Source organism: Oerskovia enterophila (assembly GCF_001692445.1).
Lineage (GTDB): Bacteria > Actinomycetota > Actinomycetes > Actinomycetales > Cellulomonadaceae > Oerskovia > Oerskovia enterophila.
Genome location: NZ_MAQA01000008.1, coordinates 41,501 through 60,951, shown reverse-complemented (window position 1 = coordinate 60,951; position 19,451 = coordinate 41,501). Strand labels below are relative to the sequence as shown.

Sequence of the window (19,451 nt, the reverse complement as noted above, 5' to 3'; positions counted from 1 at the left end):
GCGTTGCCGCGGCTCAGGCCGGGACCCGTGTCCTCGGCGCGACGAACGCCGCGAGCAGCGCGATCACGACCGTCACGCCGAAGCAGATGACGTAGGCCAGGAGGCCGAACGCGTCGTGCAGGGCCCAGAGCATCGACCCGGTCACCGCGAGCGCGATCGCCGCGGACAGCGCGTCCGAGACCTGGAGCGCCGAGCTGTTGGCGCCCTGCTGGTCCTCGGGCGACAGGGCGAGCGTGAGCACCGAGAGCGTCGGGTGGACCATGCCCATCCCCAGGCCAGCGACGGTCCACGAGAGCATGCCGAGGATCGGGGGCACGGAGGGCCACGCGAGGAGCGCGGTGCCCGCGATCCCGCCCGCGATGAGGAACGACCCGACGAGGACGAAGCGCGAGTGGGGCCATCCCCAGTGAGCCTTCCCGCGCAGCCACGCGCCGACCGACCAGCCGATCGCGCCGAACGTCAGGACCCCGCCCGCCTGCGCGGGGGACAGGCCGCGCTCGTGCGAGAGGAGCAGCGGCAGCAGGACCTCGGTGCCCGTGAAGGCTGCCGCGACGAGGCCGCGGATCGCGATCACCGAGGGCAGCCCGCGCGCCGCGCGCACCGTGCCGCGCGGGAGCAGGTGCGGCACGCTCACCACGACCAGACCGAGCGCGACCACGAGCGCGGCGTACAGCAGCACGCCCTCCTGCTGGCCCGCGAAGTGCAGCAGACCGATGCCCACGGCCGCGGCCACGGCCCACCACAGGGCTGCGTTCCCGCCGCGGTCGGCGGCGTCCGCCGCGTCCGGTGCGCGGCGGTCCTGCACGACGGCGCGCAGGCCGGGGCGCATCATGAGCACGGCCGGGACCGCGAGGAACGGCACGGCGAGGAAGACCCAGCGCCACCCGACGTGCTCGACGACGAGCCCCGCGACCGCCGGGCCGACGATCGAGGGCACGACCCACGCGGCGGCGAAGGCCGCGAACACCGACGGGCGCCGGTCCTCGGGGAACACCCGGGCGACGAGCACGTACAGCGCGACGATGTACATCCCGGTGCCGAGCCCCTGCACCACCCGCCCCGCGACGAAGACCTCCATGGTCGGGGCGAGCCCCGCGACGACGAGGCCGGCGAGGAAGAGCCCGACGCCTGCCCACAGCGACGGGCTCGGGCCGAACCGGTCGCACCAGCGGCCCGCGGCGACCATCCCGACGACGCTCGCGGCGATCGACCCCGCGAACGCGACCGCGTAGAGCGTCAGGCCGTCGAGGGCCTGCGCGACGGTCGGCATCGCGGTCGCGACGGCCAGGGCCTCGAACGCGCCGAGCAGCACGAGAGCGACCATGCCGATCATGACCGTGCGCTGGGTCGCGGGGGACAGGCCGCCGCCGGTCGGGCCACTGCCCGAGGGGCCGTGGGCGTCGGGACCTGTGTCGTCCGGAGGCGCGGCCGCCGCGGGGGAACCGAAGGCAGGGGAGTCGGCGATCGCCTCGGCGACGTCGGCCTCGGGCGCCAGGGGGCGTGGTGGTTCCATGATTCCTCGCAGGGGTGGGCGCCGGCCGGATGGGGCGTCGCGCGACAGGTGCGCTCGGTCGAGCGCTTCGACTAGTCTCGAACCTCAACCATTGTCGAGGTCAAGTGCATCCGGCCCGTCGATGGACGGAGTGACGAATGCCTGGAGCAATCATGCCTGACGAGGGGCCCCACCCCGACGACGAGCTCACGGTCGGCGAGCTCGCCCGCCGCAGCGGCGTCACGGTGTCGGCGCTGCACTTCTACGAGCGCGAGGGACTGCTCACCGCGCGCCGCACCCCGGGCAACCAGCGCCGCTATCCGCGCGAGACGCTGCGCCGCGTCTCGTTCATCAAGGTCTCCCAGCGCGTGGGGATCCCGCTCGCGCTGGTCCGCGAGGCGCTGGGGACGCTCCCGCAGAACAGGACGCCCACCGCCAAGGACTGGCGCCGCCTCTCGCGCATGTGGCACGCGGACCTCGACGCCCGGATCGAACAGCTCGTGCGCCTGCGCGACCACCTCACCGACTGCATCGGGTGCGGCTGCCTGTCGCTGCGCAAGTGCGTCCTGGCCAACCCGCACGACGTGCTGGCCGAGGAGGGCCCCGGCCCGCGGACCCTGCTGGTCGACGGGCTCGACGACTGAGAGGCCGGACGATCGAGGGGCCGGGCGGCTGATGGCGTGGTGCCCGAAGGATGCTCGCCCTGCCGGGACGTGACGGGGCCTTGCCGATGCCGAGCCCCGGACCCAGGCCTCGGGCGGGACCGGCGGTCGCCGCAGCTCACCAGTTCTTGGCCGAGCCCCCGCCGCCCTGCTCCTCGCCCGTGCCCCCTGCGGGCTCGTCGCCCCCGTAGTAGTTCCGGTACTCCTGCTGGCTCTGGTCCTCGTCGTCCCGGGCCTCGGAGTTCTGCTCCTGGAGCTTCTCCTGGCGCTCGGCCTCGGCCCGCTCCTCCTCGGACTGGTCGGGCTCGGGCTGCTCCTGCTCCTGCTCCTCGCCCTCCTGCGGGTCCTGGGGCTCCTGCGGCTGCGCGTCCTTGGCCTGCTGCTGCTTGTCCTGAAGGCGTTGGACCGACTGCTCGTTCTGCTCCTTCTCCTGCTCCGACTGGTCCTCGCACCCGGGCCAGCCGCGCACCTGCTCGGCGGTCGCGAACGAGCGCTCGGCGAACGAGTACCAGGTCGTGGCGTCGTCCTGGACCTGCTCGGGCGTGAGCTCGGTGCCGTCGCCGTAGGGGTCGATCACGCTCGCCTCGTAGTCCTCGCCCGCCGCGCGGGCCGCGAGAGCCTCCTCGAGGGCCTTCTTCTGCGCCATGTAGTCGTCCGCGGTGGTCTTCTCGTAGTCACCGGAGGTCTCGTAGGCGATCGACAGGTTGATCTGGATCCGGCAGCGGACCATGGGTTCCTCGCCCTCGGCGAGGTCGTAGGCACGGTGGAGGTCGCTGATCGCGGTGTAGTCGTCGCCGGTCCGGTGCCGCGCTGTCCCGGTGTTGAACCAGGCCTTCCACGGGTCGACGACGTTCATGGTCTTCTGGAGGTCGAACAGGTCGGCGGCGCCCGAGTGGTCGCCCGCGTCGTAACGGTCGGAGCCCATCGAGGCGATCACGGGCAGGAATGCGAGCTTGGTGCCGAGCACGAGTGCGGCGATCAGCAGCGGGATCGACAGGAGGAGCAGGAGTGCCCGACGGCGCAGCCGCCTCGAGCGCAGCGCCGCAGCCTGAGGGGAGCGCGAGCCGGGCAGCTGCGCGCGGGGCGGCTGCGGGTAGGGCGCGCCGGGGCGGACCGTCGACGGGCCTCCCCACGGCGGAGCCGGCTGCGAGGGCACGACGGGCCCTCCGGGCTGCGCGGGCTGCTGGGATCCACCCGTCCCGTTCGCGCCGCCCCACGGGGGCTGCTGCGGGGGCGCTCCGTCGCCGCTCATGCGCGCACCCCCACCCGGCGGGCCGCGGACCGGCCCGCGCACCATGCCTCGATCCCGAGGAGGCCGGCCGCGAGGAGCGCGAACGGCCACACGATCGGGCGGTAGGCCGTGACGAGGCGCCTGCCGTCCGCCGCGACCTGCTGCGGGTCGATGCCCGCGACGAGCTCCGCCGTCGGGCTCGTGGTCTCACGGTGCACGTACGGGACCCCCAGCTGCTCGGCGATGGTGCGCAGGTTCTCCTCGTCGATGATCGACAGGGCGTCCGGCACGCCCGACTCGTCGATCGTCGCCTTCGACGGGTCCTCGATGTACTCGGCCGTGGCCGGGTCCTCGCCCGGCATGTACTCCTTCATAGGCCCGCCCTCCGCGGTGCCGTAGCCCAGCACCGCGCCGCCGTCGACGAGCGGTGCGAGCTCCTCGTACGAGCGGGGCTCGCCGTCCGCGGTCTGCTCGCCGTCGGACAGGAAGAACACGAGCCGCACGTTCGACGGGCGCTCGGCCGCGGCCCCCTGCAGGGCCTTGTGCAGCTCGTCGAGCGGCCGGTCGGTGAGCGACCCCTTGGAGTAGAGCGTGATCTCGCGCTTGAACGTGTCGGCCCAGGACGTGATGGCGCGCGCGTCGGTCGTGAGCGGGAGCTGGCGGCTGGCCTGGGAGTCGAACGAGATGATCGAGTAGCGGGCGCCCGGGATGTCGCCCGTGAGGCTCGCGATGTCGTGGCGCACGCCCACGAGGCGCTCGTTCGTGCCGTCGAAGTCCTCGGCCGCCATGGAGCCCGTGCGGTCGACCACGAAGAACATGTCGACGTTCGCGACCGACGTGTCGCGGTCCGTCACGGGGACCGAGGGCCCGAGCCCGATCACGGCGAGCACCGCGACGAGCGCGGTCCGGCGGGCCCACGCGCCCCGCGGACCGGCGGGCACGCCCTGCCGGCCGGCAGCGCCTCGCGACGCGCCTCGCAGCGCGACCACGAGCTGCCACACGGCGAGCCCGAGCAGCGGCACGAACACCACGGCCCACGCCCACAGGGGGATCAACGGGTGGAGGGTCATTCGCGCAACCTCCAGGCCACGACGAGCAGGAGCGCGGCGCCCGCGGTCCCCACGAGGAACCAGAGCGTCGGCAGGTCCGTCACGATCACCTCGGGGCTCGCGTCGAGCTCGACCGCCTGCTGCGCCACGACGTCCTCGACCATGCCCTCGACGGCCTGCGGGTCGCCCGCGAGGAAGTAGAGCCCGCCGCCGGCCTCGACCACGTCGCGGTACTCGACCTCCTCGGGCGTGCCCGCGTACAGGTCCGAGCCCCCGTAGATCCCGTGCAGCGTGATGTCGCGCGAGGCCACCAGGGCCGCGGCCTGCTCGAGCGTGTAGATGGGCTCGCCCGCGACGTAGTTGTCGGTCGCGAGGATGATCGAGCGCGAGCGCTCCGTGGCCTCCTCGTCGAACTGCAGCGCGCAGTTGGCCAGGCCGTCCCCGATGAGGCTCGCCGCGGACTCGTTCGCGAGCGTGCCCGCGGTGTACGTGAGGTACTCCAGGATGTCCTTCTCGTCGCCCTCGCGCGTGAAGTCGAGCGTGCTCGGGTCCTTGTCGAACGCCGCGACGCCCGCCGCGAGCTGCTCCTTGACCAGGGTGTAGTCGTCCGTCAGCGGGAACACCGTGCGCGACGTCGAGTTGAAGATCGACAGGGCGATCCGCTCGCCCTCGAAGTTGTCCACCAGCTCCGAGTACACCTTGAGGATCTCGCCGTCGTACGCGGTCATGGAGCCCGACACGTCGAGGCACAGCACGATGTCCCGAGTCCCCAGGCGGTCCACGACCACGTCGGTCTCGACCGGCCGCGCCGCGACCGCACCGACCCCGACGAGCGCCACGAGCAGCCCGACGAGCCCCACGACCTGCAGCGTCCGGTAGCGGCGCACCCACGCCGCGAAGGCGGGGACCTGCGCGAGGTAGGACGAGTTCGCGACCCACGTGACGCCGTCGGCGTCCTGCGAGGCCTCGGCACGTGCCCGACGGCGGCGCGCGAGCCACCAGGCCGTCGCCCCTGCGCCCAGGGTCAGGACCACGACCCCGGCGAGCAGCCACGGCCACAGGATCGAGGCGCCCTGCGGCCCGGGCACGAGGGCGGCAGGCGTCACCACGTCCTCACCACCGTGCGGGCGCGGTCGATCGAGTCCCTGCCCGTGGGTGTCACGCCGTGCTCGTCGAGGCCGGCCAGCGGGTCGACGTCGTACTCCGCGAACGACGGACGGTAGTAGCGCGCGATGAGGCGCGTCAGGTGCTGGGTGCCCGTCATGCGCTCGATCTCGGACAGCGTCAGCACCGAGGCGTCCACGCCCAGGCGACCCGACGCGAAGCCGCGGACCTCCTTGGACAGCGCCAGGTGGAGCCCGCGCTCGTCGAGCTCGCCCGCGAGGTAGCGCTGCTCGACGGCGTCGAGGTGCGCCTCGAACTCGGCGCGCAGGCCCGCGTACGGGTCGTACGGTCCCGTCGGGAGGCGCGGGGCCGGGGGCTGGGCCTTCTCCTCGGCCGACGCACGCGTCGAGAGGAAGGCGAACACGATCCAGCCCACCACGAGCAGCAGCAGGAGGACACCGAGCGCCCCCCACCAGCCGCTGTAGAGGACCGGGGCGTAGAGCTCATCGTCGGGCACGCTTCGCCCTCCCCAGCAGCTCGACGAAACGGGGCACGACGTCGTCGGTCCCGGTCACGCTCACGGCCTCCACCTGGAGGGTGCGCAGCAGGGCCACGACCGACTCGCGCCGAGCACGCACGGCCTGCGCCGCGCCCTCCGCGACGTCCACGCGGCCCCGCAGGAACGGCGGCAGGTCGAGCGTGCCGTCGACGTCCGCGACCGGCCCGAGGCTGCGGTGCTCGGTGGCCGGGCCGCCCACGGCGAGGGGGACCCCGACGGGCGACAGGTCCGCGACCGCGACGACCATGACCTCGTGGCGCACGCGCAGGCGCCGCAGCAGGCGCTCGTGCTCGGGACCGGGGCGGGCCTCGTCGGTCACGACGACCATGATCGAGCGCCGCTGGAACGCGTTGAGCGCCCGGTCGAGCGCGCGGTTCAGGTCGCTCGCGGGGGCGTCGACGCTCAGCTGCTTCTCGACCGTGCGGAGCATGAGCTCGAGGTCCTGCGTGCTGGCGCGGGGCGGGAGCTGGACGATGCGCCCGGCGTCCGCCGCGACGAGAGCGACCCGGTCGCCGCGGTCGCGCGCGAGGTAGGCCACGAGCGCGCAGCAGAAGCTCACCGCGTCGGCCTTGGGCTCGCCGCTCGCCGCGGTCGCGCCCATGTTGCGGCCCGTGTCCACGACGAGGACCAGGTTGACGTTGGACTCGCGCACGAACCGACGCACCACGGGGATGCCCGCGCGGGCGCTCGACTTCCAGTCGATGTCGCCCACGTCCTCGCCGGGCGCGTAGAGGTGGAGGTCGTCGAAGTCCTGCCCGTGCCCCTTGAGGACGGAGCGGTGCCGACCCTCGAGCAGCCCCGAGGCCCGCCGGGCCAGCGGGAGCTCGAGCCTGGCCCGCACCTGGGCCAGTCGCGACACGTCTGCCATGGACCGCGCCCTACGGGGTGGGGACCGCGTCGAACACGGCGTCGATGAGCTGCTCGGGCTGGACGTTGGTCGCGAGCGCGTCGAACGTGCGGACCAGGCGGTGGCGCAGCACCGAGTAGCGCACGGCCTTGATGTCGTCCGGGATGACGAACGCGCGACCCGCCTGGATCGCGAGGGCCTGACCCACGCGCATGAGCGCGATGCCGCCACGGGGGCTCGCGCCCACGCGCACGTGCTGGTCGAGGCCCGGGACGGGGCGCGGACCCGACAGCCGCGTCGTGTTGATGAGGTCGACGATGTAGCGCTTGATCGACTCGTCGACGTACACGTCGTCGACCAGGCGCTGGAGGAACACCACGTCGTCGATGCTGATGGGCTCGGCCGTGATGGGCGCCGTCATGCGGCCCGTCGAGATGCGGTCGAGGATCTCCAGCTCCTGCTGCGGGGCCGGGTACGTCAGCACCTCCTTCATGAGGAAGCGGTCCATCTGGGCCTCGGGCAGCACGTAGGTGCCCTCCTCCTCGATGGGGTTCTGCGTCGCGAGGACCATGAACGGCGAGGGCAGCGGGAAGTTCTCGCCGCCGATCGACGTCTGCTTCTCCTGCATGGCCTCGAGCATCGCCGACTGCGTCTTGGCGCTCGACCTGTTGATCTCGTCGAGCAGGACGAGGTTCGCGTGCACGGGCCCGAGCTGGGTGGTGAACGACCCGGTCGCGTAGTTGTAGATCTGGGTGCCCACGATGTCGTTGGGCATGAGGTCCGGCGTGCACTGGATGCGCCGGAACGAGCCGTTGATCGCCGACGCGAGGGTCTGCGCGGCCGTGGTCTTGGCGAGGCCGGGGACGGACTCCAGCAGGATGTGGCCGCCCGCGAGGAGCGAGCTGATCAGGGCCGTGCGCAGGGCTTCCTGCCCGACGACGCGCTGGTCGAAGACCTGCTCGACGCGCTTGAGCAGGTGACCCGCACGGTCCAGGTCGGTCGTGGAGATGCTGCCGTGACCTGTGGCCATGGTGAGGTCCTTCGCGTGTGCTCGGGTCGTGCTGGGGACGTGGTCACGGGCCCGGCCCTGGAGGGGGACGCCGTGCGAACCCGGCCCAGTATGCCAGCGGACCCTGACGGGCGACGGGGTTCTTCACAGGAAGAGCATGGTGCGAGGTCCCCACCGGGGCGTCGGCGGGAATACCACGATCCGCCGCACGCCGCCTACCCTGGACCGGTGACCGCTACCGCCCCCCGCAGCACCCCAGGAACCGCGCCCGACCGGGCCGCGCGCACCCCCGGCCGGGACGTCGTCGACTCCCCGCGCAACCCCTGGTGGCTGGTGGCGGCGGGGCCGGCTGCGGTCGTCGTCGCGATCCTCGCGGTCCTGGCCGCCGGAGCGTTCTCCGGAGCCTTCGAGGCGCTCACGGGGTTCGCCGACCCCGGGGCGATCTCGCGCTGGGGCCTGCCCGTCTCCACGGTCCTCACCGAGCTCGCGATCTCGCTCACGATCGGCTCGCTCGTGCTCGCGGCCTGCGTGCTGCCCGCGGGCGCGCCCCTGCGCCGGGCGCTCGGCGTGGCCGGGGCGGCGTCGGCCACGTGGGCTGTGCTGACCGTCGTGCAGACCGTGCTGCGCTACTCGGTCCTGTCGAGCATGCCCGTCTCGAGCATCGGGTTCGGCGACCAGATCGCCGCGTTCGTGACCCAGATCTCGCTCGGGCGCAGCCTGCTCGGCGTCGTCATCATCGCGGCGCTCACCTCGGCGTGCGCGCTCGCGGTCCGCACCCCGACGGGTGCCCTCTGGACCGCTCTCCTCGCGATCTCGGCCCTCGCGTTCCAGGCCAACACGGGCCACACGGCCGGCGCTGCGAGCCACGAGCTGGCGATCTCCTCGATGTTCCTGCACCTCGGCGGCGCGGCCCTGTGGATCGGCGGGCTCGGGGTCCTGGCGATCGTGCGGCTGCGCGGAGGGCTCGACCGGACGTCCTTCGTGTCCTCGGTCTCGCGCTACTCCTCGATCGCGGGCTGGTCGTTCGTCGCGGTCGCGGTCTCGGGCGTCGCGAACGCCTGGATCCGGGTCGGCGGCCTCGACGGGCTCAGCACCGACTACGGCGTCCTGATCCTCGCCAAGGTCGGGCTCATGGTCGTGCTCGGGGCGCTCGGGTTCGCGCACCGCGAGCTCGTCGTGCGACGGCTCCAGGGGGCCGGCCCGGCCGCCGCCCACGGCGGGACCCGTGCCGGCGCGTCCGACGGGGCTCGCCCTGCGGGGAGGACGAAGCGCACGGCCACCGACGAGGACTCCTCGGCCGCGGCCTCCGCCCGGGCGACCACCGCCTTGGGCGACCCGACGACGGCGGGCGGCTCCGCCGTCGGGCAGAAGAAGGGGACGGCCTCTGCGCGGACGGTCGTGGCACCCGCGGCCGAGAAGGCCGCGACCTGGCTGTTCTGGCGGCTCGTCGCGGTCGAGCTGCTCGTCATGGGAGCCGTGTCCGGCGTGGCCGTCGCGCTCGGCTCGACCGCCCCGCCCATCCCGGACGAGCCCATCGCGCTCCCGACCCCTGCCGAGCTCGTCACGGGACACCCGCTGCCCCCCGAGCCGGACCTGGCCCGATGGTTCACCGAGTGGCGCTGGGACCTGCTGCCCGCGTTCGCGTGCGTCGCGGCGCTCGTCGTCTACCTGCGCTGGGTCCGACGCCTCGCCCGGCGCGGCGACAAGTGGCCCGTGGGCCGCACGATCTCGTGGTGCCTCGGCATCGTCATCCTGTTCTGGGTCACCAACGGCGGCCCCGCGATGTACGGGCACGTGCTGTTCAGCGCGCACATGGTCCAGCACATGGTGCTCGCGATGGTCGTGCCGATCTTCCTGGTGCTCGCCGCGCCCGTGACGCTGCTCGTGCGCGCCGTGCCCGTGCGCAAGGACGGCTCGCGCGGGCCCCGCGAGTGGGTGCTCGCGCTCGTGACCTCGAAGTGGGGGCAGTTCTTCGCGAACCCGGTCGTCGCGGCCGTGAACTTCGCCGGCTCGATGATCGTCTTCTACTACACGCCCGCGTTCGAGCTCGCGCTCACGACGTACGTCGGGCACCTCGCGATGCTGCTGCACTTCACGCTCGCCGGGTACCTGTTCGCGAACGCGCTCATCGGGATCGACCCCGGGCCGCACCGACCCGGCTGGCCCCAGCGGCTGCTCCTGCTGTTCGCGACCATGGCGTTCCACGCGTTCTTCGGGGTCGCGCTCACGACCGGGACGGCGCTCCTGGTGCCCGAGTGGTTCGGGCTGCTCGGCCACGACTGGGGGATCACGGCGATCGCCGACCAGCAGCGCGGTGGTGGCGTGGCATGGGGGATCGGCGAGCTGCCGACGCTCTCGCTCGCGATCATCGTCGCGATCATGTGGTCGAGGTCCGACGACCGCGAGGCCAGGCGGCGCGACCGGCGCGTCGACCAGGTCGGCGACGTCGAGATGGACGAGTACAACGAGATGCTCGCGAAGATGGCGGAGCGGGACGCGAAGGACTGACGGCTTCCTGGGGTGCCTCCGGGGCCCCTGTGGTGCCGAGCACGAGGTTGCGGTCGATATCCGGCGGTCTGCGACCGCAACCTCGTGCTGGACCGCACGGAACTTCGTGCTCGGCCGCTGTCCACAGTCGTCCACAGCCGGACCGCCAGGCGGGCTGTCCACAGCCGGCCGTGATCCGGCGGCATGCCGCGCGCGTCCTCTGCTGGGATGCGGCGATGCGCACCCCGTCGCCGCTCCCGGAAGCACTCCTGCACGTCGCTCGGCGCCAGGAGGGACTGGTGTCGGCAGCGCAGTGCGACGAGCACGGGGTCCGGTCGCCTCGACGGTCGCGGCTCGTCGAGCAACGGTCCTGGGCTCGGGTGACGCGTGGGGTCTACGACACCGACCCGGTCCCTCCAGCCGGCCGGGCGGGACCGGGTGTGCCGGACCACCTGCGTCGGCGTGCCGCGTGGGCCGGTCTGCTGACCTTCGGGCCGGACGCCATCGCCGTCGGGCCGTGCGCGCTGGCCCTGCTCGGGGTCCAGGGCCTCCCGTGGCGGATCATGCCTCAGGCGGCGCTGCCCGGAGCACGCGAGACCAGGTCGCGAGACGGTGTCCTGCTGCGGCAGTTCGACGACGGGATGACGGTGCAGCGCATCGACGGCAGGTACGTGGCGACGCCGGACTGGGCGCTGGCTCAGGCGGTCCCCGAGCTCGACCGGCGCCACGCGGTGGCGCTGATGGACAGCGCGCAGCAACGAGGACTGCTCGACGGTCGGGGGCTCGCGCGTGCGCACGACCAGGCCCGCGGTCGACGGGGCGTGGCGCGGACGCACTCGTGGTGGGAGCTCAGCGACCGTCGCGCCGAGTCACCGCTCGAGACGTTCGCGCGCCTCGACTGCCAGGACGCAGGGGTCGCGCCCGACGACCTGCAGGTCGTGATCGCCGACGACGCGGGAGAGTTCCTGGCCCGGGGCGACCTGGGCTGGCGTCTGCCCGGCGGTCGCTGGTTGATCGCCGAGATCGACGGCGCGGAGGTGCACGCGGCGCCGGAGGCGTTGTTCCACGACCGGCGGCGTCAGAACCGCCTCGTCGCCTCGCGTGGGGTCGACGTGCTCCGGTTCACGGCGCGGGACCTGAGGAGCGCTGGTCACGTGGGGGCTGAAGTTCGAGCGTTCCTCGCGCGAGCACGGGGTTCCGTGCGGTCGAGCACGAGGTTCCGGTCGCTATCCGCCGGATAACCACCGCAACCTCGTGCTCGGCACCCGAACCACGTCAGCCCTTGAACCGCAGCTCCACGCGACGGTTCTCGGCCCGCGCCGGCCCCGGGTCGTCGCCCTCCTCGGGCGTCTTGAGCTGCGTCTCGCCGAAGCCCTGGACGTCGAGCACCAGGTCGGGCCTCGACGCGCTGACCGCGGCACCGACGGCCTGTGCCCGCCGCAGCGAGAGGTCGAGGTTGTGCGCGTCGTCGCCCACGGAGTCGGTGTGGCCGTGGACCGAGAGGGTCGCGCCGTCGGGTACGTTCGCGACGAGCCCGGCGACGGCCGCTGCGGCCGCAGGGGACACCTCGGCGCCGTCGACCTCGAAGAGGATGTCCGAGGTCAGCGTGATGACGGTCTCCTCGCCCTCGGTCTCGACCGTGTCGATCGTCTGGACGCTGCCCTCGGTCGAGAAGTGGGAGACGGACTCGGCGATCTGCTCGGCGGTGGGCTCGGGCATGGTCGTGATGTCGAACTCGGCGGGCGCGTCGATGGTCGCGGACGCGGGGAGCGTGCCGAGCAGCAGCGCGGCGACCGTGAGGCCGAGCACGGCGCGTGCGGGCCTCATCGCGTCACCGGGACGTTCTCGAACGTGGGCCACGAGTCGACGATGCGCACGTCGAGCGTCGCGACGTCGTCCTCGAGACCTGCGAAGACCGCGGTCCAGCGGATCGACTCGCCCCCGACCGCCGTCGTCGTGAAGATGCTCGAGCCCATCGGGTCGTAGTTCTCGTCGACGAGCTGGACGTACTTCTTGAGGTTCTCGCGGTCGACGAGCGCGGCATCGACCGAGGTGGCCCCGGTGAGCTCGTAGACGCTGCGCTCGCCGCCGTCGTCGGCCGAGGCGGTCGGTGTGAAGATCACGCGCAGCTCGGTGAGGTCGCCCCGCACGGTGAGCGACTCGATGCCCACGCGGATGGTGTCGCCGGGGCGACCGGGGATGTCGAGCGTCTCGTCGAGGACCACGGCGTCCGGGTCGACCGGCGAGACGCTGGGCGCCGCGACGGGCTCGGCGTTCGTGCCCGGCTCGTCACCGGCCTGGCTCGCCGTGCCCGACGGCGCAGGCTCGCCTCCCGGGAGGAGCGAGCAGCCGGTCAGGGAGACCAGGGTGACGGCGAGCACGGTCGCCGTGATCGTGCGGTGCACGGAAGTGCGCATGGAGGAGCTCCGATCGAGGGTGGGGATCGCTCACACCTTCTCAGAGAATCGGTCGCGAGGAGGTATCTCTCCCATGGGGAGAACTGCCCGTGGGAGGGGAGTGCGGTGCGCGTCGGTCGCGAGCACGAGGTTCCGTGCGGTCGAGCACGAGGTTGCGGTCGTTATCCATCGGACAACGACCGCAACCTCGTGCTCGGCACCTCGCAGCACCGACCGGCACCTCGCAGCACCGAGCAGCACCGACCGGCACCGGCGGGCACCAGGGGCAGAGCACCACCACGGCCCGCCTCGCAACCCCGACGGGATCACACCGCGATCCGCGCCCTGGCCCACGACGAGAACCGGTCCACGACCCACACGAGCACGAGCACCATGAGGATGTACGTGAGCATCTCGTCGAACCGGAACAGCTTGATCGACTTGTTGATGAGGAACCCGATCCCGCCCGCGCCCACGAGCCCGAGCACGAGCGAGGACCGCACGTTGACGTCGAACCGGTAGAGCAGCAGGCCCAGGAACTGGGGTACGACCGCGGGCAGCACGGCGTGCGTGACGACCTGGGTCCGGCCCGCGCCGTTGGTGCGCAGCGCGTCGGCGGGCCCGGGGTCGATCTCCTCCATGGCCTCGGCCCACAGCTTGCCCATGACGCCCGTGTTGTGGACGACGAGCGCGAGCACCCCCGCGAACGGTCCGAGCCCCACGGCGGTCACGAAGATCAGGGCGAACACGACGTCGGGCACCGCGCGGAAGAACGACAGGATCGCGCGCGACCCCTGGTACCAGAACGACCCGGGGGTGCTGCCCCGCGCGGCGAGCACCGCGAGCAGCAGCGAGAGCGGGATGGACAGCGTGGTCCCGAGGAGCCCGATCCACAGGGTCACGAGCGTGGCCTGGAGGCCGGGGGCCACGACGGTCGACCAGTCGAGGTCGGGCGGGAACGCCTCGCCGACGAACCGGGCCATGCCCTCCCAGCCGCCCACGAGCGAGCTGATCGAGAAGCCCGTGCCCTGCCAGGCAAGGACGTGCAGCCCCAGCAGCACGGCACCGGCGGTGACCCAGGTCGTGACCTGCCGGCCCGAGCGGTGGGCCGTGGGCACGACGACGTGCGAGAGCCGTTCGCGGGACGGGCCGTCGGTGCGGTCGCGGGCCGCGCCGCGCGGGGGTCGGGGCGAGCGGGCGGGGGCCGTGGCGGTCATGCGGGGATCCTCGTTCCGGTGATCGGGCGGTCACTGGTCGGGGCGGCAGCAGGGACGGCCGCGGCCGCTGCGTACAGGTGCTCGACGGCGTCGCGCGCCACGGCGTCCGGCGCGCCGTTGAGCTGCTCGCGTCCGGCGACCATCCCGACGAGGCGGTCGGCGTGCTCGCGCGCGAGCTCGGGGTCGTGGAGCACGGCGACGACGGCCAGGCCCTCGTCGTGCGCGAGCGTCGCGAGGAGCTCCATGACCTGGGTCGAGGCCGCGGGGTCGAGTGCCGACGTCGGCTCGTCGGCGAGCAGCACGCTCGCCCGCTGGCACAGGGCCCGGGCGACGGCCACGCGCTGCTGCTGACCGCCCGAGAGCTGGCCGACCCGGTCGAGCGCACGGTCGGCCAGGCCGACCCGGTCGAGGCACAGCATGGCCTCGGCCCGCAGGTCGTGGGGGAACAGGGACGCGACGAGCGACTGCCGCAGGGGCAGCCGGCCGAGCGCGCCGGCGCACACGTTGTCGAGCACCGTGCGCCGCCGCACGAGGTTGACCTGCTGGAAGATCATCGCGACCCGGCGTCGGGCCTCGTGCTGGTCCGCGGCCGACGACCTGTGGTGGGGGTGCACCTGCTCGCCGTCGACCCACACCTCGCCCGACGTCACGGGCGCGAGCCCGATCACCGACTTGAGCGTGGTCGACTTGCCGCACCCGTTCGCGCCGAGGATCGCCACGAGCTCGCCCGCGGCGACGTCGAGGTCCATGCCGTCGACCGCGCTGCGCAGCACGTTCTCGCCCGCTTCGGAGCGGGTGCTGAACTGGACCCGCAGGTCCCGGACGTGCAGACCGGGCGAGCGGACGCCGTCGGGCAGGTGCAGGACGCCCCCGACCGGACCGGGCGCGCGCGGCGAGCCCAGCCCGACCGCGCCGTGGTGTGAAGCCATCTGGAACAACTCCTTGCTGGTGCGGGACGCGAGCCCGCGGGGGAGAGAGGGCGGTCGACCGGGATCGCGGCCGACCGGACGGGACGTGCGGGGTGGTCGCCGGGCCTGGTCGACCCGGCGACCACCCCGCGCACGTCCCTGAGGGTCAGACGTCGTCGGACGTGAGCCCGAGCGTCGTGGCGAGGTCGAACAGCGGCTTGTACGTGTCGACGTCGACCTCGACGAGCGGGCCCGCCGGGTCGACGTCGAGGAACGCGCCGATGGCCTCGACGTCGGCCGTGCCGAGCGTGAGGAGGGCGTCGCGCACGGCGTCCTTGAACTCCTGGCTCTGCGAGCCGGCGACCGTGATGGGGTCGTTCGGGATGGGGTCGGACTCCCAGACCTGGCGGAACTTCGACGCGTCGAACGTGCCCTCGCGCTCGGCGGTCGCGAGCGTCTGGGAGTTGATCTGCGCGGCGTCGACCTGGCCGTTGGTCAGGGCGAGCAGCGCCTCGGGATGGCCGCCCGCGTAGGTGATCTCGACGTCGGACTCGGTGAGACCGGCGTCGAGGATCGCGAAACGGGGCAGTGCGTCGCCCGAGGTCGAGCCCGTCGACCCGAGCGCGAGCGAGTGGCCCGGCAGGTCGTCGATGCTCTGGACGGGCGAGTCGACCGGCACCCAGATGCCCGCGGTGTAGCTCGAGAGCGACCCGTCGGCGAGGCCGAACGACGCGAGGGGCTCGGCGTCGGCGCGCTCGCTCGCGAACACGAAGCCGAGCGGGCCGAACTGGGCGAGCTCGAGCTTGCCGTTCTCCATGGCGAGGACCTCGGCCGAGTAGTCCTCGACGATCGTGAGCTCGACGGGGCAGTCGAGCTTCTCGGACAGCGCGTCGGCGAGGTGCTGGTAGGCGGGCTCGAGCTTGGCGGGGTCCTCGTAGGGCTCGATGCCGAAGCGGATCGCGCCGTTCGGGCACGTCGCCGAGGCGGCGCCGTCGGCGCCGGTCCCTGCGTCGGCGGTGCCGGTCGAGCACGCGCCGAGCGTGCCGAGGAGCAGTGCGGCGGCGAGGACGGAGGTGGCCTGGCCGGTGCGGCTGCGGTGCATGTCTTCTCCTGGGGTGGGGGTTCGCGAGAGAGGCTGGTCTGTCAGAGGAAGCTGTCGAGCACGCGCGGTGCGAGCCCGAGCGCGGTGGTCATGCCGATGCCGGACGTGACCGACACGGCGCGCACGCCGGGCATGGGCGTGGCGTTGAGGAACGGCGCGGGCGCGGAGGCGTAGACGCCCTGCCAGCGCTCGCGGACCGTGAGGGGGCCGGTGGCGAAGAGCCGCGCCGCCTCGGTGAGCAGGAGCTCGTCGAGGGCCTCGGGGTGGAACGGTCCGGGCGTGGTCGCATAGGCGTGCGTGTCGCCGAGCGTGAGCGTCCCGTCGGGGCGCTGGGTGACCATGAGGTTCACCGCGGCGTCGATCAGGGCGGGGTGCTGGGCCGTGAGGCGCTCGCGGACGGCGGTGAGCGCGGGGGAGAGGCGGAAGCCGTTGTAGCGGAGCATCGAGGTGCCCGTGAAGATCGCGGGGTCGATCTCGCGGGGTCCGCCGGCTGCGCCGGCGGGGGCGTCGACGCGCAGCATCTGGAGCGTGCAGCGCTGGACGCCCGCGGTGCGGGCGGTCTCGGGGAAGAACCGGTCCACGTCGTGCCCGACGGCGAGGATCACCTTGGTCGCCACGACGTCGCCCCGGGAGGTACGCACGAGGGTCACGCCGCTGCCGGCCTCGAAGCCCTGGACCGTGGTGGACCAGGCGACGTGGGCGCCGCGCTGCTCGGCGTACCAGCGGGCGATCGCGGGGACGGCCTCCCGGGGGTCGACCCGGATGTCCTGGGGCAGGAACGCCCCGCCGAGGACCTCGTCGGGGTTGGCGGGAACGCGGGCGAGGACGGCGTCACGGTCGAGCAGACGGGCGTGACCGTCGCGGACCTGGGCGAAGTCCTCGAGGACCTGCTGCTCGTCCTCGGCGCGGGCCACGACGACCGTGCCCGACTCACGGAGCCAGAAGTCGGCCTCCTTGGCGAGCTGGATCCAGCGTTCGCGGGCCGTGAAGGCGTAGGTGAGCGCCTCGCCGTCCTGCGCGGTGAAGCACCCGTGCCCGAAGTTGCGGACCGAGGCGCCGACCGCACGGTCGTCACGCTCGACCACGAGGACGGACAGGCCGCGGCCGACGGCCTCGACGGCGTGCGCGAGGCCGACGATGCCGGCACCCACGACCACGAGGTCGACGCGGGCGGGAAGGTCCGGCCCGGTGCGGCCGGTCGTGCCGGGGTGTCTCGTCGGCCGGCCGGACGGCGTGACGGACGGGGTGCCGCCGGTGCGGGAGGCGGCGCTGGGGCCGGCGGTACGGGGACCGGCGGCGCCGGTCGAGGTGGCCCGGGACGGCGATGGTGTGCTGCTCACGACACGGACACTGCCGTGATCGTGGAGCCACGATCAAGCGATTCCGGCACTTGTCCAGACAAGTTTCCGGAGTGTTCACCTGCGGTTGGCGCGCTGTGTGCCGGGTTCATGCGACCGTCACCCGGTGCGCACTCCAGCGCGGAACGAGCGCCTGTATGGTCAAGTCATGGCACCGTCCTCGTCGTCCCCGCACGCCGCCCCGCCGCCCGGGGCGGGCGTCCCGTCCCGCCCGCCGCACGGGGCCCGGTCGGCCCATGCCGCCCACCCGCCCCACGGCCCGCTGCACCAGCACGTGCTGGGTGAGCTGCGCCGTCGGATCGTGTCCGGCACGTACGCGATCGGCGACTCCCTGCCGTCGGAGTCCGCGCTGTGCGCCGAGTTCTCGATCTCGCGCGGCACGGTCCGGCAGGCGCTCGGGACCCTGCGGAGCGAAGGGCTCATCGGCGGGGGGCAGGGACGCCCGCCGGTCGTGCGCTCGCGCGCGGTCCCGCAGCCCTTCGAGACCTTCTTGTCCTTCAGCCGCTGGGCCGCGGGGGTGGGGCGCGTGCCCGGTCAGCGGACCGTCGAGGTCGCGCGGCGCGGCGTGCACGGCGTCGCGGCCGACGCCCTGGGCCTCGAGGAGGGCACGCCCGTGGTCGAGGTCCTGCGCCTGCGCCTGCTCGACGGCGTCCCCGCGATGGTCGAGCGCGACACGTTCATCGAGCCCGTCGGACGCCTCATCTTCGAGTTCGACCCGGACACGGGGTCGATCTACGACCACCTCATCTCGCGCGGCGCGGACCTGCACGCTGCCCGCCACGTGATCGACGCGGTCGCGGCCGACGAGACCGACGCCGACCTGCTCGAGGTCGCCGTGGGCGCCCCGCTGCTGCGCGAGCGCCGCACCACGCGCAACGCCGCGGGCGTCCCGGTCGAGTACGCCGACGACCGCTACCTGCCCGAGCTCGCGGCCTTCACGATCGACAACACCCAGGACACGTCGCTCTCGATGGTCCGCTTCCCGACGGCCTCGGCCGCCGCGGCGTCGCTCGTGTCGCCCACGGCCGGTCGGGCAGACGCAGCTCCCTTCGCCGACAACACTGCCGGCGCCGCCGACACCGACCCGAACCAGGAGCCCTCCGCATGACCAGCACGACCAGCACCTCCACGACCACCGTCCGCCCGCCCCTCGCGATCGAGCTCGTCGCGCTCGACATCGCGGGCACGACCGTCGAGGAGGGCGGCGCGGTCTACGAGGCGCTGCACGCGGCGGTCCTCGAGCACGGGAGCGGTGCGACGTCGTCGGACATCCAGCACTGGATGGGAGCCGAGAAGCGCGCGGCGATCACCGCCCTGCTCGCGATCGGTGCCGACTCTCCCCGCACCCCGGTGGACGCCCCCGACGAGGCGACGGTCGACGCAGCGTTCGCGCGCTTCACCGCGCTCCTCCGCGAGGCGTACCTCCTGAACCCGCCGACCCCGATCCCCGGCGCACCCGAGGCCTTCGTGGCCCTGCGCGCCGCGGGCGTCAAGGTCGCGCTGACCACGGGCTTCACGCGCGAGGTGACCCGGGGGATCCTCGACGTGCTCGGCTGGACGGTCGCCGCGGGGCCCGAGCAGTGGCTCTCGCCCGAGGTCACGCTCGACGCCGTGACCTGCGCCGACGAGGTGCCGCTCGGGCGCCCCGCGCCGTACATGATCCACCGCGACATGGAGCGCACGGGGGTGCTCGACGTCGCGCGCGTGCTCGCCGCGGGGGACACCGTGCTCGACCTGCGCGCGGGGGTCAACGCACGGGTCGGGGCGGTCGTCGGGGTGCTCACGGGCAAGCTCGGCGCCGCGGACCTGGGGCGCGAGCGGCACGACTTCCTGCTCGACTCGGTCGCCGAGCTCCCCGGTCTGGTGGCGCGGCTCAACGCCTGACGCCGGCGGGGTTCCGGGTCCGGGGTCCTGCGTCGGGGGTCCCGGGTCGCGCCGAGCACGAGGTTGCGGTCGTTCTCACGCTGGGAACGATCGCAACCTCGTGCTCGGCACCCGCTGGACCCGCCGGCAGCCGCCGGACCGGCCCA

Annotated in this window: 18 protein-coding genes; 5 read left to right on the top strand and 13 right to left on the bottom strand. The window is 73.4% G+C overall.

Annotation, left to right across the window (positions count from 1 at the left end; genetic code table 11):
- Positions 1-13 precede the first annotated feature (13 nt).
- On the bottom strand, positions 14-1,513 hold the full coding sequence (locus OERS_RS05165) for an MFS transporter (RefSeq protein WP_083201230.1): 1,500 nt from the start codon (positions 1,511-1,513) through the stop codon (positions 14-16).
- Between the two features lie 152 nt (positions 1,514-1,665).
- Between OERS_RS05165 and soxR the strand changes: the two genes are divergently transcribed.
- Complete coding sequence (soxR, locus tag OERS_RS05160; RefSeq protein ID WP_056644581.1) at positions 1,666-2,136, top strand: redox-sensitive transcriptional activator SoxR; 471 nt, start codon at positions 1,666-1,668, stop codon at positions 2,134-2,136.
- Between the two features lie 136 nt (positions 2,137-2,272).
- Here the strand turns inward: soxR and OERS_RS21015 are convergent, their stop codons facing one another.
- Genes OERS_RS21015 through OERS_RS05130 form a run of 6 tightly spaced genes read right to left on the bottom strand, consistent with a single transcriptional unit; the run spans position 2,273 to position 7,974 of the window.
- Positions 2,273-3,406, bottom strand: coding sequence for a hypothetical protein (locus tag OERS_RS21015; protein WP_139107704.1), 1,134 nt, complete (start codon positions 3,404-3,406; stop codon positions 2,273-2,275).
- Positions 3,403-4,455, bottom strand: coding sequence for a vWA domain-containing protein (locus OERS_RS05150; RefSeq protein ID WP_068624975.1), 1,053 nt, complete (start codon positions 4,453-4,455; stop codon positions 3,403-3,405). Before OERS_RS05150 ends, OERS_RS21015 begins: the two co-directional genes overlap by 4 nt.
- Positions 4,452-5,543: a vWA domain-containing protein gene (locus OERS_RS05145; protein ID WP_139107703.1), complete on the bottom strand. Its 1,092-nt coding sequence runs from the start codon at positions 5,541-5,543 to the stop codon at positions 4,452-4,454. Before OERS_RS05145 ends, OERS_RS05150 begins: the two co-directional genes overlap by 4 nt.
- Positions 5,537-6,055: a hypothetical protein gene (locus tag OERS_RS05140; protein ID WP_068624973.1), complete on the bottom strand. Its 519-nt coding sequence runs from the start codon at positions 6,053-6,055 to the stop codon at positions 5,537-5,539. Before OERS_RS05140 ends, OERS_RS05145 begins: the two co-directional genes overlap by 7 nt.
- A complete protein-coding gene (locus OERS_RS05135) occupies positions 6,042-6,965 on the bottom strand; it encodes a DUF58 domain-containing protein (protein ID WP_068624972.1) in 924 nt (307 codons plus the stop codon). Before OERS_RS05135 ends, OERS_RS05140 begins: the two co-directional genes overlap by 14 nt.
- A gap of 10 nt (positions 6,966-6,975) precedes the next feature.
- The gene (locus tag OERS_RS05130; protein WP_056644605.1) at positions 6,976-7,974 is read right to left on the bottom strand and encodes an AAA family ATPase; all 999 of its coding nucleotides are present in this window, start codon (positions 7,972-7,974) and stop codon (positions 6,976-6,978) included.
- A 207-nt stretch (positions 7,975-8,181) separates the two neighbouring features.
- On the opposite strand from OERS_RS05130, the gene OERS_RS05125 reads away from it, so the two are divergent.
- Positions 8,182-10,461 (top strand): cytochrome c oxidase assembly protein, encoded by a 2,280-nt coding sequence (locus tag OERS_RS05125; protein ID WP_248948360.1) that lies wholly within the window; start codon positions 8,182-8,184, stop codon positions 10,459-10,461.
- Between the two features lie 215 nt (positions 10,462-10,676).
- Positions 10,677-11,681 carry a type IV toxin-antitoxin system AbiEi family antitoxin domain-containing protein gene (locus tag OERS_RS05120; protein ID WP_211268437.1) on the top strand — a complete coding sequence of 335 codons (1,005 nt, stop codon included), beginning with the start codon at positions 10,677-10,679 and terminating at the stop codon, positions 11,679-11,681.
- A gap of 34 nt (positions 11,682-11,715) precedes the next feature.
- Here the strand turns inward: OERS_RS05120 and OERS_RS05115 are convergent, their stop codons facing one another.
- The 6 genes from OERS_RS05115 to OERS_RS05090 form a co-directional block, all read right to left on the bottom strand.
- Positions 11,716-12,267: an OmpA family protein gene (locus OERS_RS05115; protein WP_068624968.1), complete on the bottom strand. Its 552-nt coding sequence runs from the start codon at positions 12,265-12,267 to the stop codon at positions 11,716-11,718.
- Positions 12,264-12,857 (bottom strand): hypothetical protein, encoded by a 594-nt coding sequence (locus OERS_RS05110; RefSeq protein ID WP_068624967.1) that lies wholly within the window; start codon positions 12,855-12,857, stop codon positions 12,264-12,266. Before OERS_RS05110 ends, OERS_RS05115 begins: the two co-directional genes overlap by 4 nt.
- A 305-nt stretch (positions 12,858-13,162) precedes the next feature.
- Positions 13,163-14,053, bottom strand: a complete 891-nt coding sequence (gene phnE, locus OERS_RS05105) for a phosphonate ABC transporter, permease protein PhnE (RefSeq protein WP_083201229.1) — start codon at positions 14,051-14,053, stop codon at positions 13,163-13,165.
- Entirely contained in the window at positions 14,050-14,982 is a 933-nt protein-coding gene (locus tag OERS_RS05100; RefSeq protein ID WP_231907882.1) for a phosphonate ABC transporter ATP-binding protein, read from the bottom strand. Before OERS_RS05100 ends, phnE begins: the two co-directional genes overlap by 4 nt.
- Positions 14,983-15,127: 145 nt before the next feature.
- Complete coding sequence (locus OERS_RS05095) at positions 15,128-16,063, bottom strand: phosphate/phosphite/phosphonate ABC transporter substrate-binding protein (RefSeq protein ID WP_068624965.1); 936 nt, start codon at positions 16,061-16,063, stop codon at positions 15,128-15,130.
- 41 nt (positions 16,064-16,104) lie between these two features.
- Positions 16,105-17,403, bottom strand: coding sequence for a TIGR03364 family FAD-dependent oxidoreductase (locus OERS_RS05090; protein ID WP_248948358.1), 1,299 nt, complete (start codon positions 17,401-17,403; stop codon positions 16,105-16,107).
- Positions 17,404-17,569: 166 nt separating this feature from the next.
- On the opposite strand from OERS_RS05090, the gene OERS_RS05085 reads away from it, so the two are divergent.
- Together OERS_RS05085 and OERS_RS05080 are read left to right on the top strand one after the other, a co-directional pair.
- Positions 17,570-18,529: a GntR family transcriptional regulator gene (locus OERS_RS05085; protein ID WP_068624960.1), complete on the top strand. Its 960-nt coding sequence runs from the start codon at positions 17,570-17,572 to the stop codon at positions 18,527-18,529.
- Positions 18,526-19,305: a phosphonatase-like hydrolase gene (locus OERS_RS05080; RefSeq protein ID WP_068624958.1), complete on the top strand. Its 780-nt coding sequence runs from the start codon at positions 18,526-18,528 to the stop codon at positions 19,303-19,305. The genes OERS_RS05085 and OERS_RS05080 overlap by 4 nt, the downstream gene beginning before the upstream one ends.
- Positions 19,306-19,451: the final 146 nt, after the last annotated feature.

What these genes read in the sequence shown, in the direction of transcription:
- soxR (WP_056644581.1), top strand. Translation starts at nt 1,666, where the DNA reads ATGCCTGACGAGGGGCCCCACCCCGACGACGAGCTCACGGTCGGCGAG.
- OERS_RS05095 (WP_068624965.1), bottom strand. Translation starts at nt 16,063, where the DNA reads ATGCACCGCAGCCGCACCGGCCAGGCCACCTCCGTCCTCGCCGCCGCA.
- OERS_RS05100 (WP_231907882.1), bottom strand. Translation starts at nt 14,982, where the DNA reads ATGGCTTCACACCACGGCGCGGTCGGGCTGGGCTCGCCGCGCGCGCCC.
- OERS_RS05120 (WP_211268437.1), top strand. Translation starts at nt 10,677, where the DNA reads ATGCGCACCCCGTCGCCGCTCCCGGAAGCACTCCTGCACGTCGCTCGG.
- OERS_RS05165 (WP_083201230.1), bottom strand. Translation starts at nt 1,513, where the DNA reads ATGGAACCACCACGCCCCCTGGCGCCCGAGGCCGACGTCGCCGAGGCG.
- OERS_RS21015 (WP_139107704.1), bottom strand. Translation starts at nt 3,406, where the DNA reads ATGAGCGGCGACGGAGCGCCCCCGCAGCAGCCCCCGTGGGGCGGCGCG.
- OERS_RS05080 (WP_068624958.1), top strand. Translation starts at nt 18,526, where the DNA reads ATGACCAGCACGACCAGCACCTCCACGACCACCGTCCGCCCGCCCCTC.
- OERS_RS05150 (WP_068624975.1), bottom strand. Translation starts at nt 4,455, where the DNA reads ATGACCCTCCACCCGTTGATCCCCCTGTGGGCGTGGGCCGTGGTGTTC.
- phnE (WP_083201229.1), bottom strand. Translation starts at nt 14,053, where the DNA reads ATGACCGCCACGGCCCCCGCCCGCTCGCCCCGACCCCCGCGCGGCGCG.
- OERS_RS05110 (WP_068624967.1), bottom strand. Translation starts at nt 12,857, where the DNA reads ATGCGCACTTCCGTGCACCGCACGATCACGGCGACCGTGCTCGCCGTC.
- OERS_RS05130 (WP_056644605.1), bottom strand. Translation starts at nt 7,974, where the DNA reads ATGGCCACAGGTCACGGCAGCATCTCCACGACCGACCTGGACCGTGCG.
- OERS_RS05115 (WP_068624968.1), bottom strand. Translation starts at nt 12,267, where the DNA reads ATGAGGCCCGCACGCGCCGTGCTCGGCCTCACGGTCGCCGCGCTGCTG.
- OERS_RS05135 (WP_068624972.1), bottom strand. Translation starts at nt 6,965, where the DNA reads ATGGCAGACGTGTCGCGACTGGCCCAGGTGCGGGCCAGGCTCGAGCTC.
- OERS_RS05085 (WP_068624960.1), top strand. Translation starts at nt 17,570, where the DNA reads ATGGCACCGTCCTCGTCGTCCCCGCACGCCGCCCCGCCGCCCGGGGCG.